Source organism: Acidovorax sp. FG27 (assembly GCF_040365715.1).
Taxonomy (GTDB): domain Bacteria; phylum Pseudomonadota; class Gammaproteobacteria; order Burkholderiales; family Burkholderiaceae_C; genus Paracidovorax.
Window position 1 is genome coordinate 87,886 of record NZ_BAABVY010000009.1, and the last position, 18,043, is coordinate 105,928.

Genomic DNA, 18,043 nt, shown 5'->3' on the forward strand with positions numbered 1-18,043 from the left:
TGGCATGAGCGGGCAACCGTCGATGCAGCAACGGCACCCTCCGCGTGGCACGCCCCAGCCGCGCGACGAGTGGTGCCGGCTGCTCGCCATGGCGTAGCGGCCCGGCTGCCGCCCCACGCCTGCTGCCCGCCGCCGCGCCTTGCCGGGCCGGCAACGGCCCAGTCTTTGTCGCCCGTGCCTGCCTCGCGGCACGCGCCTTCCCCATTCGGCGCCCTGGAACCAGGGCGCCACGCTTCTTATCGGTACTGCCATGATCACTCTCAAAAACGTCACCTTGCGCCGCAGCGCCAAGGTCCTGCTCGACAACGTCACCGCCACCATCAACCCGGGCGAGAAGGTCGGCCTCGTGGGCCGCAACGGCGCGGGCAAGTCCACGCTGTTCGCGCTCTTCAACCGCACGCTGCATGAAGACGGCGGCGATTTCTTCATCCCCGCCCAGTGGCGCATGGCCCAGGTCGCGCAGAACATGCCCGAGACGTCGGAATCGGCCACCGAATTCGTGCTGGCCGGCGACACGCGCCTGACCGAGCTGCGCGCCCAACTGGCCGCCGCCGAGGCGGCCGACGACGGCATGGCCATCGCCCACGCCTACACCGACTTGGCCGACGCCGGTGACTATGACGCCGTGGCCCGCGCGCAGGCGCTGATCCTGGGCCTGGGCTTCAAGTCGGGCGAGCTCGACAGCCCGGTGGACAGCTTTTCCGGCGGCTGGCGCATGCGCCTGCAGCTGGCGCGGGCGCTGATGTGCCCGAGCGACCTGCTGCTGCTGGACGAGCCCACCAACCACTTGGATCTGGACGCGCTGGTCTGGCTGGAGTCGTGGCTCAAAGGCTATGCCGGCACCATGATCGTCATCAGCCACGACCGCGAATTCCTCGACGCTGTGACCAACGTCACGCTGCACATCGAACACGCGAAGCTGGTGCGCTACGGCGCCAACTACAGCAAGTTCGAGGAAATGCGCGCCCTGCAGATGGAGCAGCAGCAGGCCGCCTTCTCCAAGCAGCAGGACAAGATCGCCCACCTGCAGAAGTTCATCGACCGCTTCAAGGCCAAGGCCAGCAAGGCCAAGCAGGCGCAGAGCCGCGTCAAGGCGCTGGAGCGCATGGAAAAGGTGGCGCCGCTGCTGGCCGAGGCCGAATTCACCTTCAAATTCAAGGAGCCCGGCCACATCCCGAACCCCATGATGTCCATCGACAACGCCTCCTTCGGCTACGTGGCCGAAGAGGACGACGCCGCGCCGCCCAAGGTCATCCTGGCCGGCGTCAGCAAGTCGGTGATGGCTGGCCAGCGCATCGGCATCCTGGGCGCCAACGGCCAGGGCAAGTCCACCTTCGTGAAGACGGTCGCGCACGACATGAAGCCCCTGGCGGGCCAGATCATCGAAGGCAAGGGCCTGCGCATCGGCTACTTCGCCCAGCAGGAGCTGGACGTGCTGCGCCCGCAGGACACGCCGCTGGAGCACATGATCCGCCTGGCCAAGGAAATGGGCGCCGACGCCAAGCAGCCCTCCCGCGAGCAGGACCTGCGCAGCTACCTGGGCACCTTCAACTTCACCGGCGACATGGTCAAGCAGGCCGTGGGCACCATGAGCGGCGGCGAGAAGGCCCGGCTGGTGCTGGCCATGATGGTCTGGCAACGCCCCAACCTGTTGCTGCTGGACGAGCCCACCAACCACCTGGACCTGGCGACCCGCGAGGCCCTGGCCATGGCGCTGAACGAATTCGAAGGCACGCTGATGCTGGTGAGCCACGACCGGGCGCTGCTGCGCTCGGTGTGCGACGAGTTCTGGCTGGTCGGCCGGGGCGTGGTCGGCCCGTTCGACGGCGACCTGGACGACTACCAGCGCTATCTGCTGGACGAGGCCAAGCGCCTGCGCGAAGTGGCCAAGACCGCCGAGGCCGAGACCGCCCGCGCCGCCGTATCGGCCCCCACCCCTGCCGCCTCGGCCCCGCCTGTGGTGGCAGCGGCCCCGTCCCCCGCCGCGGCCCCGCCGGCCGCAGCCGCCACGGCGCAGGCGGACGGGCGCGAGCAGCGCAAGCTCGGCGCCCAGGCGCGCCAGCAACTGGCCGAGAAGACCCGGCCGCTGAAGCGGGAGCTGGAGCGCATCGACGCACGGCTGGCGGCGCTGGCCCGGGAGCGCCAGGCGCTCGAAGACCGGCTCACCGAACCGCTCGCGCCGGCCGACATCGCCGAGTGCGGGCGCAAGCTCAAGGCTGGTGCAGACGAGACGGCCGAACTCGAAGAAACGTGGCTGGATGTGTCCAGCGAGCTGGAATCGCTGCAGAGCGAGGCCGCCCAGGCCTGATCGGGCTCGATGGTGTTTCAGGCCCTGGGCGCAGGTGCATCAAGGGTCTTATGCTATCGTTATAATAGTGAAAAAAGACCGCACCAAGTTGGATGGAGCGCTGTGCAAATTCTTGCACGAAACTGTCAACGCAGCCCCAGGGAGGTGCGTTGTTCATCCATCCAAGGAGCTTTTCAAGCATGAACACCACCATCCTGTCCGCCTGGCCTGAAGACGAACGCGATCGCAAGCGCGCCCCGGCCCGCCTCTGAACGGCGGTCCCGGCAGCGGAACCGTCCCGTCCCGGCGACCCGGTCCGGACCCGACCCTTCCCCTCCTGCCCCGCACCGTCCCTGCGCGTTACCTTCCCAGCGGCACCCGCCCACCCCCCGACGAAGAGCCCCGCCCCGCGGGGCTTTTTGCTGCCTGCTTCAGTCTCAAGGGGCAATGCCTTCCACCCACCGACGTGGTCCGCCAAGAAAAAACCCCGCCGAAGCGGGGTTTGCGGGTAGATGCCCTCCCCACGGCAGGGGGCGATGGGCGCCAGCGCGTCAGCCCATGTGCAGGCCGCCGTTGACCGAGAAGTCGGCGCCGGTGGCGTAGCCGCCTTCTTCCGATGCCAGCCAGGCAATGATCGAGGCGATCTCGCTCGGCTCGCCCAGGCGCTTCACGGGTACGGTGCCGACGATCTTCTCCAGCACGTCGGGGCGGATGGCCTTCACCATGTCGGTGCCGATGTAGCCCGGGCTCACGGTGTTCACCGTCACGCCCTTGGTGGCCAGCTCCTGCGCCAGCGCCATCGAAAAGCCATGCATGCCGGCCTTGGCGGCCGAATAGTTGGTCTGGCCGGCCTGGCCCTTGGCGCCGTTCACGCTGCTGATGTTGATGATGCGGCCCCAGCCCTTTTCCACCATGTCGCCCACGACCTGCTTGGTCACGTTGAACATGCTGTTGAGGTTGGTCTCGATCACGGCATCCCAGTCTTCGCGCGACATCTTGAGGAACATGCGGTCCCGCGTGATGCCGGCGTTGTTGACCAGCACGTCGATCGTGCCGTGCTCGGACTTGGTCTGGGTGAAGGCTTCCACGGTGGAATCCCAGTCGCCCACGTTGCCCACCGACGCGTAGAACGTGTAGCCCAGCGCCTTCTGCTCGCCCAGCCACTTGGCGTGGTCGCGCGTGGGGCCGCAGCCGGCGATGACCTTGAAGCCCTCCTTGTGCAGCCGCTGGCAGATGGCGGTGCCGATGCCCCCCATGCCCCCGGTCACGTATGCGATTTTCTGGCTCATTCGATATCCCTTCGATTCATTGATTCCGCTCCCACTCTAACCCGGGAGAAAGCGGCCTTTCGCCCAGGAAAACACCGAGCGGCGCGATTTCGGCGGCCCCCCACGCCACCTGCTTTGAGGCAGGCCACGCAGCGGCCATCGCGTCCGCCCGGCGCGCTTTTTCAGCGTTCCACCGCCATCGACACGCCCATGCCGCCGCCGATGCACAGGGCCGCCACGCCCTTCTTGGCGTCGCGGCGCTGCAGCTCGTGCAGCAGGGTGACCAGCACGCGGCAGCCGGACGCACCGATCGGGTGGCCGATGGCGATGGCGCCGCCGTTCACGTTCACCTTGGCCGCGTCCACGCCCAGTTCCTTGTTGACGGCGCAGGCCTGGGCGGCGAAGGCTTCGTTCAGCTCGAACAGGTCCACGTCCTTGGCGTCCCAGCCGGCGCGCTGCAGCGCCTTGCGCGACGCGGGCACCGGGCCCATGCCCATGGTGGCCGGGTCCAGGCCGCTGGTGCCGAAGGCGGCGATGCGCGCCAGCGGCTTCAGGCCCAGCTCCGCCGCCTTCTTGGCGCTCATCAGCACCACGGCGGCGGCGCCGTCGTTCAGGCCCGAGGCGTTGCCCGCCGTGACCGAACCGGCCTTGTCGAAGGCCGGGCGCAGGCCGGCGAGCGCGTCGGCGTTGGTCTTGCGGTTCAGGTACTCGTCGGCCGCGAAGACGGTGGGGTCGCCCTTCTTCTGCGGCAGCGTGACGGGCACGATCTCGTCCTGGAAGCGGCCGGCGTCCTGCGCGGCGGCGGCCTTCTGCTGGCTGGCCAGGGCCAGGGCGTCCTGCTGCTCGCGGGTGATGCCGTGGGCCTTGGCCACGTTCTCGGCCGTGATGCCCATGTGGTACTGGTTGTAGACGTCCCACAGGCCGTCCACGATCATCGTGTCCACCATCTTCCAGTCGCCCATGCGCTGGCCGTCGCGGGAGCCGTTCAGCACGTGGGGCGAAAGGCTCATGTTTTCCTGGCCGCCCGCCACCACGATCTCGGCATCGCCCGTGGCGATGGCCTGCGCGCCCAGCATCACGGCCTTCAGGCCGGAGCCGCACACGGCGTTGATGGTGAGCGCAGGCGTTTCCTTGGCCACTCCGGCCTTCATCATGGCCTGGCGGGCGGGGTTCTGGCCCACGCCGGCCGTCAGCACCTGGCCCATGATGACTTCGCTGACCTGGTCCAGCGGCACCTTGGCGCGGGCGAGCGCCTCCTTGATGACGATGGCGCCCAGCTCGGTGGCGGGGGTTTTGGCGAGCGAGCCGCCGAACTTGCCCACGGGCGTGCGGACGGCGGAAACGATGACGATGTCTTCCATGGCGAGTCTTTCTGAGAGAGTCTGAAGTGCAAGAAATGAAGGAGGGGTGTCACGGATGCGGGTCGCCGCCGTGCGCTGCGGGCGGCCGGGCGCGGGGGTGGTGCGCCGGCCGCACGGTTTACGCCTTTTGCCGCACGTAGCGGCCCGGCGCGGGTTCGATCGCCTTGAAACGCGTGCCCCGCCCGTAGGCCTTGGGGGCCGCCACCTGCCGGCCGGCGTGGCCTGCCAGCCAGCGGGACCAGTCGGTCCACCAGCTGCCGGGGTGTTCGGTGGCGCCGGCCAGCCAGGCGTCGAGGGTGGCCGGCAGCGCGCCGTCATCCCGCGTCCAGTGGCTGCGCTTTTTCTTGGCGGGCGGGTTGATGACGCCCGCGATGTGGCCCGACGCCCCCATGACGAAGCGCTTGGGGCCGGGCAGCAGCTGGGTGGAGGCATACGCGGCGTTGATCGGCACGATGTGGTCCTCGCGCGAGCCGTAGATGTAGACGGGCACATCGACCCGGTTCAGGTCGATGGATTCGCCGCACACGGTGAGCCTGCCCGGCTCCACCAGGTTGTTTTCCAGGTAGAAGTTGCGCAGGTACCAGGCGTAATAGGGGCCGGGCAGGTTGGTGGCGTCGCTGTTCCAGTAGAGCAGGTCGAAGGGCGGCGGGGTCTCACCCTTCAGGTAGTTGCCCACCACGTAGTTCCAGACCAGGTCGTTCGGCCGCAGGAAGCTGAAGGTGGAGGCGAGGTCCTGCCCCTTCATCAGCCCGCCCTGCCCCATCTGCAGCTCGCGGAAGGCCACGAACGCCTCGTCGATGAACACGTCGAGGATGCCGGTGTCGGTGAAGTCGATGAGGGTGGTCAGGAAGGTGGCGCTGGCCACCGCGTCCTCGCCCCGCGCCGCCAGCACCGCCAGCGCGTTCGACAGCATGGTGCCGCCGACGCAGAAGCCCAGCGCGTTGATCTGCTTGGCGCCGCTGATGTCCTGCACCGTGTGGATGGCCGTGATGACGGCCTGCTCGATGTAGTCGTCCCAGGTGGACTGCGCGAGGGAAGCGTCGGGGTTGCGCCAGCTCACGACGAAGGTGCGGTGGCCCTCGGCGACGGCATGGCGGATGAGCGAGTTCTCGGGCTGCAGGTCGAGGATGTAGTACTTGTTGATGCAGGGCGGCACCATCAGGAACGGGCGCTCGTACACCTTGGCCGTGAGCGGCTTGTATTCGATGAGCTGGAAGTAGTCGTTCTCGAACACGACCGCGCCCTCGGTGGTCGCCACGTTGCGGCCCACCTCGAAAAGGCTCTCGTCGGTCATGGAGACGTGGCCCTGGCGCAGGTCGTGCAGCAGGTTGGCCACGCCCTTGGCGATGCTCTCGCCCTGGGTCTCGATGGCCTTTAGCTGCGCCTCGGCATTGAAGGCGAGGAAGTTGCTGGGCGACATGGCGGCCATCCACTGCTCCACGGCGAAGCGGATGCGCGCCCTGGCTTTCTCGTCGCCTTCCACGGCGTCGGCCAGCCCCATCAGCGTGCGGGCGTTCAGCAGGTACTGGGCGGCGGCGAAGCGCGCCATCGGGCTCTTGGACCAGGCCTCGCTGGTGAAGCGCCGATCGGCCACCGCGGGCGGGTTCTGCAGGCCCTCGCTCCAGAGCGCCTTGGCTTCTTCCAGGTACTGCTGTTGCAGTGCCGCGAGCTTGTCGGGGGCAAAGCGCACGGGGGCGGGCGGCACCGCAGTGGCAGCGGCGGGCGACGGGCCGGCAGCGCCGGGCTGCAAGCCATTCAGCATCTGGGCCCAACCCTCGCCGAACATGCGCTGGAATTGCCGGGCACCCTCAACCCATTGCGAGTTGGTCTCCATCGTCTTGCCTCCTTGAATAGCCGCAGGCTCTTGCGGCCTTGCGTGTATTGTCCGGCCATTGTTGACGACGCCCGGGGCTCCCGGCAATCGAAGTCAGCTTTTTTTACCAAATCATCCGCGTGGCGCATGCCGCGCCCACCCCACCATGTATCTGGTCATCATCGGCTGGCTGTATGTCACGGTGCTGATGGCCGTCGCGGAAGCGCAGGCGCCCAACGGCACGGTGCTCGGCGCCATCGTCACCTTCGTGTTCTACGGCCTGCTGCCCATGGGCATCCTGGGCTACATCCTGGGCACGCCCGGGCGCAAGCGGGCGCTGCGCGCGCGCCAGGCGCAGGCCGCCGAGCAGGCCCGCGCAACGCAGGCGGCAGGGCCCGCGCCGGCCGGCTCACCCGCCGGCGCGGCCGTCGATCCACACGCAGGCGGCGAACCGCCCGCTGCCGCCCCGGACGGCGGTGCCCTGCCGGTGCGAAAAGAACCGTGACGCCTGGGTCACGGTGCACCACGCTGCCGTGCCGTCGTTGCCGAAGACGCTCGCCACGCCAAGGCGGTGCAGCCGCTGGCGGGCCAGGCCCGCCAGGTCGGCCAGGTATTTGCCTGCCGCGGGCTGCGGCGTGAAATGCCGTGCGGCCTGCGGGTCGGCGTCGCAGAACGCCTCGCGCACCTCCGGGCCGACCTCGAAAGCGGCCGGCCCGATGCAGGGGCCCAGCCAAGCAACGAGGTCCTGGGGCTTCCGATCATTTGCTATTTTTTTGATAGCTTCCGGCGCTTGATGATCGGGCGCAGGGGCCCGAAAAGACTCGACAACCGCTTCGAGCACGCCCCGCCCGCCCTCGCCCGCCAGCCCCCGCCAGCCGGCATGGGCGGCCGCCACCCAGGTGCCCTGGTGTTCGGTGAACAGCACCGGCAGGCAGTCCGCCACCATGATGGTGCAGGCCACGCCGGGCGCGGTGGTGCTGCAGGCATCGGCCACGGTGCCGTCCGGCGATCCGGGCGACAGGCCCACCACGTCGGCGCCGTGCACCTGCTTCAAGAACACCGGCCGCGCCCCGAGGGCCGCCTGCAGGCGTGCGCGGTTGTGCGCCACGTCGGCCGGCCGGTCGCCGACGTGGTCGCCCAGGTTCAGCGTATCGAACGGCGCGGCGCTGACGCCGCCCGCGCGGGTGGTGCACACGGCGCGCACCCGGGCCGGCGCCGGCCAGTCGGGCACCAGCCAGTCGTGGGGGGGCGCCGCGGTCATGCCTCGTGGTCCGGGCAGGCGCCGGGATGGGCGCGCTGGAAGGCGGGCAGCGCGCTCGCCGCCTCGCAGGCGGCCAGCGTCAGCGGCAGGCCGTCCAGCGGCACGGCGAAGCGCCGGGCATTGAAGATCTGCGGGACCAGGCAGCAGTCGGCCAGGGTGGGCGTGTCGCCCCAGCAGAACTGCGATGGCGGCAGGCCGGCGTCGGCACGGCTCGCCGCCAGCAGCGCGAGCTGGCGCTCGAAGGCTTCGAGGCCGCTGCGCGTCCAGTGGTGGTACCAGCCGGTCTTGGCGTCTTCGCTCAGCCCCAGGGTCTGGGTGAGGTGGCGCAGCACGCGCAGGTTGTTCACCGGGTGGATCTCGCAGGCGATCATCTGCGCCAACGCGCGCACCCGCGCACGGCCCAGCGCGTCGGCGGGCAGCAGCGGGGGCTCGGGGTGCGTCTCGTCCAGGTATTCGATGATGGCCATCGACTGCACCAGCACCTGCCCATCCTCCGTCTCCAGCGCCGGCACCAGGGCGTCGCCGCTGCGTGCCGCGTGCTCGGGGCTGCGGTGCTCGGCACGCACCAGGTGCACCGGCACGTAGTCGTAGGCCAGGCCCTTGAGCTCCAGCGCGATGCGCACGCGGTACGAGGCCGAGGACCGGAAATAGTTGAAGAGTTTCATGGTGCGGCAAGCATAACGGGGGCCTGCCCACGCCACGTGCCGGCCCGTGGCACACTGCGGCGCTGGCTGGCCCCCCGCCGCGCAGAGCGCCGCACGGCCCACCGCATCCGACCCCAGAAAGGCAGACATGAGCTATGTGATCCCTCCAGCGCCCCAGGCCAGCGTGCCCGTCGTGGGCACCGCAGACCGCTTTCCCGTGCACCGCATCTACTGCGTGGGCCGCAACTACGAAGAGCACGCCAAGGAAATGGGCTTCACCGGCCGCGAGCCGCCCTTTTTCTTCATGAAGCCGGCCGATGCCGTGCTGCCCGTGGCGGCCGGCGAGACGGGCACCCTGCCCTACCCGAGCCTGACCTCCAACCTGCATCACGAGATCGAGCTGGTGGTGGCCATCGGCCAGGGTGGCAAGAATATCCGCGCCGCCGACGCGCTCCAGCACATCTGGGGCTATGCCGTGGGCCTGGACATGACGCGCCGCGACCTGCAGGGCGAGATGAAGAAGCAGGGCCGTCCCTGGTCGATCGGCAAGGGCTTCGACGCCAGCGCCCCCATCGGCCCGATCACCCCCGCCGCGCAGGCGGGCGACGTGGCCAACGCCGCCATCTGGCTGCAGGTGAACGGCACCGATCGCCAGCGCAGCACCGTCACGCAGCTGATCTGGAACATCGCCGAGACCATTGAACACCTGTCCGCCGCGTGGGAGTTGCAGCCCGGCGACCTGATCTTCACCGGCACGCCCGAAGGCGTGGCCGCGGTGGTGCGGGGCGATGTGCTGGATGGCGGCATCGACGGGCTGGGCACGCTGCGCCTGACGGTGGCCTGAAGCCCGGCCGAACCGATTGCTATAAAAAAAATAGCTGCACGCGCCGACGCATCAAGCGCCGGCGCCGTATTTCATTCATATTTCGCCCCCGCATGACTTTCCGCAGCCCCATCAAGCATTGCCGTGAATGCGGTACCGCCGTGGTCTACCGCGTGCCCGACGACGGCGACACCAAGCTGCGGGCGGTGTGCCCGGCCTGCGGCACGGTGCACTACGAGAACCCGCTCAACGTGGTGGGCACGGTGCCGGTACTGGGCGACCGGGTGCTGCTGTGCCTGCGCAACATCGAGCCGCGCCGCGGCAAGTGGACGCTGCCCGCCGGCTTCATGGAGCTGAACGAGACCAGTGCGCAAGGCGCCGCCCGCGAGACCGACGAGGAGGCCGGCGCGCAGATCGAGATGGGGCCGCTCTTTTCCGTGGTGAACGTGCCGCGTGTCGGGCAGGTCCACTTCTTCTATCTAGCCACGCTGCAGAGCGACGTCTTCGCGCCAGGCTTCGAGACCATCGAGGCGCGGCTCTTCGCCGAGGACGAGATTCCCTGGGACGAGATCGCCTTTCGCACGGTGAAAGTCACGCTGGAACATTACTTCGCCGACCGGCGCAGTGGGGCGCTAGGGTCGGGCCGGGTCCACAGCCTCGACGTGGTCTGAGCGGCCCCGGCCCTGCGCGCCACCCCGCCAGCCCGGCCGGTATGTAACCCGATGTAATTCAGGCATGGCGGTTGCTTGGTGTCCGCGTGCGCCCCACGGCGGGGCGAATCGGAGGACTCCATGCCCACCCAGGCGCCATTCCAGACGGAAAAGTTCATCCCGTTCATGCGCGAGGTCACGCGCTGCGAGAGCGCGCTGCGCGAGTTGAACCTCATGTGGCGGCTCATCGAGTCGTCGGCCAAGATGAATTGCCCGGAGGAAGCGCACAGCCTGCTGCCCATGATGCGGGCCACGCGCGAGGGCTTCCAGCAGCTGGAGACGGAGCTGGTGCGCTCGCTGGTGGGCGAATCCATCGGCCAGGTCATGGACGAGCTGGCGACCAGCGCCCGCCAGGTGATCGACATCGTGGTGCGCAATCTCTACGAACGCACGGCGGACGTGGGCTTTCTCGCCACCGACCAGGACCTGTGCCGCTTCGTCGCCGGCCTGGAGAGCGACCAGGGCGCGGTGCTGATGCGCCTGCGCGAATACCGCAACAAGTACACCGTGTACGACGAGATCCTGCTGCTGGACTGCCAGGGCGCGGTGGTGGCGCAGATCGACGAAACCAGTCCGGTCGAAGGCACGCAGGACCCGCTGCTGGCCCGCACGCTCCAGAGCGCCGGCTACGTGGAAACCTTCGGCCCCACCGACCTGCGGCCTGGCAAGCGCCACGCGCTGCTCTATTCGCAGCGCATGCTGCACCCGCAGACGGGCGAGGCCGTGGGCGTGCTCTGCCTGAGCTTCGCCTTCGCGGACGAGATGGAGGGCATCTTCCGGGCGCGCAACCAGCACGGCCAGCAGCGCCACATCCCGCTGCTGCTGGACAGCAGCCACCAAGTCATCGCCAGCGGCGATCCCCTCTGGGTGCCGGTGGGCGCGCACGTGCCGGTCAACGAAGCCGGCGAACTCTCCCTGCAGGTGCATGCCGGTCGCGCCTACCTGGTGCAGACCGTGGCCACGGCGGGCTACCAGGGCTACCCGGGCCCCTCGGGCTGGCGCGGGCAGGTCATGGCGCCGGTGGACCTGGCCTTCTCCGGTGAATCCAGCCAGGTGCTGGACGCGCTGGAACCCGGCGTGGCGCATGGCCTGCTGAGCCATGCGCAGGACTTCTGCCCGCCGCTGCACGCGATCGTCGATGCGGCCGACACCATCCGCCGCGTGGTGTGGAACGGCCAGGTCATGACCGGCCGCCAGCACCAGGACGTCGCCCGCCTGAAGGCGGTGCTCGAGCAGATCGGCGACACCGGCGCGCTCACCAACGAGGTGTTCAGCCAGTCCATCCGCGACCTCTACGGCACGGTGCTCATGTCGAGCATGCGCGACGGCGAACTGCTGACCCAGCTGCTGGTGGACCTGCTCGACCGCAACCTCTACGAGCGCGCCAACGACTGCCGCTGGTGGGCGCTGACGCCCGAGCTGCGCGCCCTGCTGGACCCGCGCGATCCCGGCGCCCGCGCGCCCGACCGCCTGGCCGAGGCGCAGCGCATCCTCGAGCACATCAACAGCCTCTACACGGTGTACGCCCGGCTCCTGGTGTACGACCGCGAGGGCCGGGTGCTGGCCTCCAGCCGGCCCCTGCTGGAAGACGGCCGGTCGGCGGTGGGCATGGCCATCGAGCCCGACACCCTGGCGGCGGTGCTGGCGATGCGCGGCACGCAGTCCTACCACGTCACGCCCTGGCGGGCGAGCGGCTTCTACGGCGGGCGCGCCACCTACGTCTACCACGCGGCGATCCAGGCGCCGGGCGAGGTGGGCGAGGTGGTGGGCGGCATCGGCATCGTGTTCAACGCCGCCGAGGAATTCGAAGCCATGCTGCGGGGCGCGCTGGAAAAGAAGTCCCGCACCCAGGGCTTCTTCGTCAGTCGCGCCGGCACGGTGCTCTCCAGCGCCGACCCTTCGGTGCCGGTGGGCTCGACGCTGGAGGTGCCGCAAGAGATGCTCGCCGTCGCCAACGGGCAGAGCCTGTCGCGGGCCATGGTGTATGGCGACGCCTACTGCATCGTCTCGTGCGCGGCGTCGCACGGCTACCGTGAATTCAAGGTGTGCGACGGCTACAGCGAAGACGTGCTGGCGGTCTCGGTGCATTCGTTCGGCGCCCAGGTAGCCGGGGCGCAGGAGGCCGCCCGCCGGCGCCGCATCACCCTGCTGAGCGAGGCGGGCGCCAGCGGCGGGCGCGAGATGGCCACCTTCTTCGTGGGCGAAGGCCTCTTCGCGCTGCCCACGGCGCAGGTGGTCGAGGCGCTGCCCGCGCACAGCATCGCCGCCGTGTCCGCCGCCGGGCTGGCGGGCTGCGTGGGCACGGTGCCGTTGCGCTCGCACGGCAAGGTGCTGGAATACGTCTGGGTGTTCGACCTGCACGAAGTGCTGACCGGCCGGCGCATGCCGCCCTCGGCCCAGGGCCAGGTGGTGGTGGCGCAGGACGGCCAGGCGGTGGTCGGCCTGCTGGTGGGCGAGCTGCACAGCGTGCTGCACTTCGCCGAGGCCAGCATCTTCCCCGCCCCCGGGCTGCCGGGCGCGGTGGTGAGCGAACTCATCAAGGCCAACGGAGGCCGCACGCTGATCCAGTGCCTGAACCTGCCGCAACTGGTGCGCCGCCTGCGCGCCGGCCGGGAACCGCAGCCGCCCATGCAGGTCGCCGCCTGACCGCGCCGCCGGTGGGCGTGCCGCGCCGCCTTGCGGCGGGTTCGTACACTGGCGGCATGACCGCTGAACTGCAACGCCTGCGTGCCGGCGCATTGGCCGGCGCGCGCACGCTGCGCATCGCCGCGAGCCTGGCCGACTTCCCGCCCGAGATCTTCGACCTGGCGGACACCCTGGAGGTGCTGGACCTCTCCGGCAACCGCCTCTCTGCCCTGCCCGCCGATCTGCACCGGCTGCACCGGCTGAAGGTGTTCTTCGCCTCGGACAACGACTTCACCGAACTGCCGGCCGCCCTCGGCGCCTGCCCGCGGCTGGAGATGGTGGGCTTCAAGGCCAACCGCATCGCGCACGTGCCGGCGGCCGCGCTGCCGCCGCGGCTGCGCTGGCTGATCCTGACGGACAACGCCATCGCCGAGCTGCCCGAGGCCCTGGGCGACCGCCCCCGGCTGCAAAAGCTGATGCTGGCCGGCAACCGCCTGCGCGCCCTGCCCGACCGCCTGCGGCAGTGCGAGCGGCTCGAGCTGCTGCGCATCGCGGCCAACCGGCTGGACGCCCTGCCCCAATGGCTGGCCGCCATGCCGCGCCTGGCCTGGCTCGCCCAGGGCGGCAACGCCTTCAACGAGACCGTGGAAGCCAGGGCGCGGGACAGCGAGCAGGCGCAGGCCATCGACTGGCACGCCCTGCGCTGCGGCGAGCGGCTGGGCGAAGGCGCTTCGGGCCACATCCACGCAGCCGTTCTGCACGGGTCCAGCGGACCGCATGACGTCGCCGTGAAACTCTTCAAGGGAGCGGTCACCAGCGACGGCTGGCCGATGACCGAAATGGCCGCCAGCCTGGCGGCCGGGCGGCATGCCCGCACCATCTCCGTGCTCGGCCGGCTCGCCGGTCACCCGGACGGCCAGCAGGGCCTGGTGATGGAGCGCGTCGGCCCGGACTGGCGCCCGCTGGCCGGCCCGCCCAGCTTCGAGACCTGCACGCGGGACGTGTACGCCCCGGGCCTGCGCCTGCCCGCCGCCACCGCCCTGCGCATCGCGGCCGACGTGGCGAGCGCGCTGGCCCATCTGCACGGCCGGGGCATCGTGCATGGCGACCTCTATGCGCACAACGTGCTGTGGCGGCCGCACGCGCCCCCCGGCGAGGCGAGCGCGCTGCTGGGCGACTTCGGCGCGGCAGCCTTCGCGCCGGCAGGGGCGCTGGGCGACGCGCTGCGGCGCATGGACGTTCGCGCCTACGGCATTCTGCTGGGCGAGCTGGCCGAACGCTGCGAGCAAGGCGCGGGCGGCCGGTTCATCGACCAGGCCACCGCCCTCGCCCAGGCCTGCATGCAGGCCCGCATCACGGACCGTCCCGACGGCCAGGCCCTGGCGGCGCGCACGCAGGCCTGGGCCGAGCCGGCTCTGGCCACCGGCTGAGCGCGTTCGCGGCGCGGCGGCACGGGAGCCGCAGCTCAGTTCACTTGAGCCACTTGTCGGCCGCCTGCTTCACGCCGCCACGGCTGTCCATCAGGCCCCAGACGAACTCCATCACGCGGGAATAGTCCGCGTCGTCCTTGGGCAGCATGAAGCCCAGGGTGTTGGTGGGCGTCAGGGGCTGGGCGATGAAGGCCGCCGTCAGGCGCGGGTCGGCCTTCGCGTAGTGCAGCGCTTCATACGTTTCGGTGATCATCACGTCGCCCTTGCCTTCGGCGATCAGCGCGGGGATCTCGGCGTTCTTTTCATGCGTGCTGACCTGCGCGGTCGTCAGGTTCTGCAGCACGAAGGTTTCGTTGGTGCCGCCGGGGTTCTTGATGACGCGCACGCCGGGCTGGTTGAGGTCGGCCAGGGTGTTGTAGCGGGCCTTGTCGGCCGTGCGCACCAGGGCCACCTTGCCGAAGGGCGCATAGCCCGGGAGCATCTCGACCTGGCGAATGCGCGTGACGTTGCGGGTGATGCCGCCCACGGCCACGTCGAACCTGTCGCCCTGCAGGTCCTTCATCAGGTTCGGCCAGCTGGTCGCCACGTACTCGACCTTCACGCCGAGTTCCTTGGCCATCTGCTCGATCAGGTCGATGTCGTGGCCCGCATAGCCGGTGTCGGTCTTGATGGCGAAGGGCCGGTAGTCGCCAGGGGTGCCGACGCGCAGCACCTTGGTGTCCATGATGCGGTCCAGGCGCGGGCCGGCATGGGCGGCGGCGGGCACCAGCGTGGCGCAGGCCAGCACGGCGGCGGCGCAGAGGGAGGCGAGATGGAAGCGGCGTGAAGACATCATGGGAGCGGTCCGGCGAGGAAAGGGGTGGATGGAAAAGCGTCGAGTGCGAGCCTGCGCATCTTCGAGCGGCGATGCCGGCAGGTGCGGCAGCATAGCCCGCGGCGGGTGCGGGGGCCAGCACCCAGGAAGCCGGCCGCGGCGGCGGCGCTTTGCCCGCTCAGCGGGCGGTCGGCTCGCCGAACGTCGGCGCGCCGCGGTTGTCGCTGGGCACGACCACGCCGCGCTGCACCGGGGTGGTCACCACCACGCCCGGCACGGGCTGGCCCGAAGTCCCGTTGCCGTTGGCGCCGCTGCTGCCGCCGAACGTCGGCGCCGCGCCGGCGGGGTCGCGGGCCGGGGCGGTGGCCCAGGACGGCACGACCTCGCCCTGCTGCACGGCGCCGGCACCCTGCGGCGGTACGCCGCCGGGCTGCACCGGCATCGGGTCGGACGGCACGACCACGCCCGGCTGCGGCACGGCCGAGGGCGTGACGTTCTGCAGCGGCGTCAGCGGCGCCTCGGTGATTTCCGGCGCCTCGACGTCGGACGGGGCCGGCGGGTTGGGCAGCGCGGGCGCGCCCGGCATGGGCGTGGCGACCGCGCCGGCCTCGTTGCGCGGCGTGGCCGATTCGCCGGTGCGGCGGCCGAACAGGTCGTACACCCAGTCGCGCACGCCGCTCATCGCGCTTTGTGTCCAGCTGGTCTCCTGCTCGTCCACGAAGCGTTCGCGGGCATCGATCACCTTGGCGCGCAGGGCCTGCTGGAAGACCTCGCCCACCATGGGCAGCGCGCTGTGCGCCCCCTGGCCCCAGTAGTCGCTGCGAAGGGTGATGCGCCCGTCGTTGAAGCCGGCCCAGGCGCCCGCCACCAGTTGCGGGTGCATCAGGATGAACCAGCCGTCGGTGTTGTCCTGCGTGGTGCCGGTCTTGCCCGCCACGTCGGCGGTGATGCCCCAGCGGCTGCGGATGGCGACGCCCGTGCCCTTGTCGATCACACCGCGCATGGCGTTGCGCAGCGCCTGGACGGGGGCCAGGGCGATGACCTTCTCGGGCGCTGCCGGCGTGAAGTCTTCCAGCACCTTGCCGTTCTTGTCTTCGATGCGGGTGATGACGATGGGCGCGCGGTAGCGCCCGCCGGCCGCGATGGTGCCGTAGGCGGCCACCATTTCCTTGAGCGTGACCGGGCTGGTTCCCAGCGCCAGGGCCGGCACTTCGTCGAGCTTCGATTCGCGCACGCCCATGTCGCGCGCCAGCTGCGCCACGCGGGCCGGGCCGACCTGCTGCATCACCTGCGCGGTGATGGTGTTCTTGGAGAACGCCAGGCCGTCGGCCAGCGTCATGGGCAGATCGCTCGGCGGGCCGCCGTCGGTGGGTCGCCAGAACCTGCCGCCGCCCAGGGGGATTTCCACCGCCTGGTCCATCAGCGTGGTCTCGGGTGACACGCCGGCCGCGAACGCCGCGCCGTAGACGAAGGGCTTGAAGGTGGAGCCGGGCTGGCGCCGCGCGGCCTGCACGTGGTCGAACGGGTCCTGCGCGAAGTCGCGGCTGCCCACCCAGGCGCGCACTTCACCGGTTCGCGGGTCCAGCGCCAGGAAGCCGGCCTGCACGCGGGTCTTCTGCTGGCGCAGCGAGCGCAGGAAGTCGGCATCGTCCAGCAGCGCCTTTTCCGCATCGGCCGGCGCCGTGCCCTTGGCGATGGCCGCCTGGTACTGGGCAGACTCCCGCGCCAGGTCGCGCACGAGCGGGTTCCTGGCATTCCATACCCGGGGCGACCAGGCGGAATCGGCCACGCCCTGCAAGGCCTTGCCCTGCCGCTGCACGGCGGCGTTGGCCAGGGTCTGCAGCCGCCCGTCGATGGTGGTGCGCACCACCAGCCCGTCGGCATACAGGCTGTAGCCGTTGCGGTCGGCCCAGTCGATGAGCTGCTTGCGCAGCTGCTGGGCCAGGTGCGGCGCCAGGCCATCGACCTCGGGCTGGCGCTCGAAGCGGATGCGCAGCGGCCGGCGCGAGAGCGTGTCGAATTCGGCCTGGGTGAGCTTGCCGTGCTTGAGCATCTGCCCCAGCACGGTGTTGCGGCGGGCCTGCGCACGCTGCGGGTTCAGCACCGGGTTGTAGTAGGCCGTGCCCTTGAGCATGCCGATCAGGGTGGCGCTTTCAAGCACGCTGAGCTTGTCGGCCGATTTGTCGAAATAGGTGCGCGCCGCCATCTCGATGCCATAGGCGTTGTAGAGGAAGGGCACGGTGTTGAGATACGTCTCCAGGATCTCTTCCTTGGAGTAGAGCGCCTCGATCTTCAGCGCCGTGATGGCTTCCTTCAGCTTGCGGGTGAGCGTGGGCGCGCGGCCGATGTCTTCCGGGTAGAGATTGCGCGCCAGCTGCTGGGTGATGGTGGAGCCGCCCTGCTTGTCTCCGCCCAGCGTCAGCACCACGGCCGACAGCAGCCGCCGCCAGTCGATGCCGAAGTGGTCGTAGAAGCGGTGGTCTTCGGTGGCGATGAGCGCGTCCGTCACCGGCTTGGCGATGCCCGCGAGCGGCACCCATTCCCGGTTGACCCACTTGTATTCGGCCAGCAGCCGGCCATCGGCCGACACCAGCTGCGCCGGCTGGTCGGCCTTGGCCTTGCGGATGTCGCGAATGCCCGGGGTGAAGGGCACCAGGGCCAGCACATAGAGCCAGAACGCCAGCACCAGCCCGGCCAGCAGCCACACCAGGCTGTGCAGCGACCAGAGGCGCTCGGGGCGGCGCGCCAGGCGCGCCAGCGCGGTCCGCAGCGCGCCGGCGCGGGCACGCAAAACATCGGTCATCGACATGGATCAGTAGGGAAATCGGGTTGCAGCGCTCGTTGTACCAGCGCCGGTAGCTATCGAATCAGGAGCAATCTGTATCAGATGCGTCGAAATGGGCACGCGGTCGGCTCGTGCGGCTCAGAGGGCCGCCGGAACGCGGGCCCAAGGCCAAAGGGCGCAGTTATACCGCCATTGGCTTAAGTCCAGATGAGGCGGCCCCGC

13 protein-coding genes are annotated in these 18,043 nt (G+C 70.0%); 6 read left to right on the forward strand and 7 right to left on the reverse strand.

The features are described 5' to 3' along the window. The first annotated feature begins 250 nt into the window (after positions 1–250). On the forward strand, positions 251–2,308 hold the full coding sequence (locus tag ABWV53_RS07355) for an ABC-F family ATP-binding cassette domain-containing protein (RefSeq protein WP_353364451.1): 2,058 nt from the start codon (positions 251–253) through the stop codon (positions 2,306–2,308). A 530-nt stretch (positions 2,309–2,838) separates the two neighbouring features. Here ABWV53_RS07355 and phbB read toward each other — a convergent pair. The 3 genes from phbB to phaC form a co-directional block, all read right to left on the reverse strand. Further along, entirely contained in the window at positions 2,839–3,576 is a 738-nt protein-coding gene (gene phbB, locus ABWV53_RS07360) for an acetoacetyl-CoA reductase (RefSeq protein WP_353364453.1), read from the reverse strand. Between the two features lie 161 nt (positions 3,577–3,737). Continuing rightward, a complete protein-coding gene (locus ABWV53_RS07365) occupies positions 3,738–4,916 on the reverse strand; it encodes an acetyl-CoA C-acetyltransferase (protein WP_353364455.1) in 1,179 nt (392 codons plus the stop codon). Between the two features lie 118 nt (positions 4,917–5,034). After that, on the reverse strand, positions 5,035–6,750 hold the full coding sequence (gene phaC, locus ABWV53_RS07370) for a class I poly(R)-hydroxyalkanoic acid synthase (RefSeq protein WP_353364457.1): 1,716 nt from the start codon (positions 6,748–6,750) through the stop codon (positions 5,035–5,037). Between the two features lie 145 nt (positions 6,751–6,895). Between phaC and ABWV53_RS07375 the strand changes: the two genes are divergently transcribed. After that, the gene (locus ABWV53_RS07375; protein WP_353364459.1) at positions 6,896–7,234 is read left to right on the forward strand and encodes a hypothetical protein; all 339 of its coding nucleotides are present in this window, start codon (positions 6,896–6,898) and stop codon (positions 7,232–7,234) included. On the opposite strand, the gene pgeF is transcribed toward ABWV53_RS07375, so the two are convergent. Beyond that, the gene (gene pgeF, locus ABWV53_RS07380; RefSeq protein WP_353364461.1) at positions 7,139–7,990 is read right to left on the reverse strand and encodes a peptidoglycan editing factor PgeF; all 852 of its coding nucleotides are present in this window, start codon (positions 7,988–7,990) and stop codon (positions 7,139–7,141) included. The genes ABWV53_RS07375 and pgeF overlap by 96 nt on opposite strands. Next, entirely contained in the window at positions 7,987–8,655 is a 669-nt protein-coding gene (gene maiA, locus ABWV53_RS07385) for a maleylacetoacetate isomerase (protein WP_353364463.1), read from the reverse strand. Before maiA ends, pgeF begins: the two co-directional genes overlap by 4 nt. Before the next feature lie 127 nt (positions 8,656–8,782). On the opposite strand from maiA, the gene ABWV53_RS07390 reads away from it, so the two are divergent. The 4 genes from ABWV53_RS07390 to ABWV53_RS07405 all read left to right on the forward strand — a co-directional run bounded on the left by ABWV53_RS07390 (position 8,783) and on the right by ABWV53_RS07405 (position 14,222). Next, on the forward strand, positions 8,783–9,478 hold the full coding sequence (locus ABWV53_RS07390) for a fumarylacetoacetate hydrolase family protein (RefSeq protein ID WP_353364465.1): 696 nt from the start codon (positions 8,783–8,785) through the stop codon (positions 9,476–9,478). A 92-nt stretch (positions 9,479–9,570) separates the two neighbouring features. Then, positions 9,571–10,128 carry an NUDIX hydrolase gene (locus ABWV53_RS07395; RefSeq protein WP_353364467.1) on the forward strand — a complete coding sequence of 186 codons (558 nt, stop codon included), beginning with the start codon at positions 9,571–9,573 and terminating at the stop codon, positions 10,126–10,128. 120 nt (positions 10,129–10,248) lie between these two features. Further along, complete coding sequence (locus ABWV53_RS07400) at positions 10,249–12,813, forward strand: chemotaxis protein CheW (RefSeq protein WP_353364469.1); 2,565 nt, start codon at positions 10,249–10,251, stop codon at positions 12,811–12,813. Between the two features lie 56 nt (positions 12,814–12,869). Further along, positions 12,870–14,222: a leucine-rich repeat-containing protein kinase family protein gene (locus ABWV53_RS07405; protein WP_353364471.1), complete on the forward strand. Its 1,353-nt coding sequence runs from the start codon at positions 12,870–12,872 to the stop codon at positions 14,220–14,222. A gap of 40 nt (positions 14,223–14,262) precedes the next feature. Here ABWV53_RS07405 and ABWV53_RS07410 read toward each other — a convergent pair whose 3' ends face one another. Both ABWV53_RS07410 and ABWV53_RS07415 read right to left on the reverse strand, forming a co-directional pair. Continuing rightward, on the reverse strand, positions 14,263–15,057 hold the full coding sequence (locus tag ABWV53_RS07410; RefSeq protein WP_502903847.1) for a transporter substrate-binding domain-containing protein: 795 nt from the start codon (positions 15,055–15,057) through the stop codon (positions 14,263–14,265). 157 nt (positions 15,058–15,214) lie between these two features. Continuing rightward, positions 15,215–17,845, reverse strand: coding sequence for a penicillin-binding protein 1A (locus ABWV53_RS07415; RefSeq protein ID WP_353364473.1), 2,631 nt, complete (start codon positions 17,843–17,845; stop codon positions 15,215–15,217). Positions 17,846–18,043: the final 198 nt, after the last annotated feature.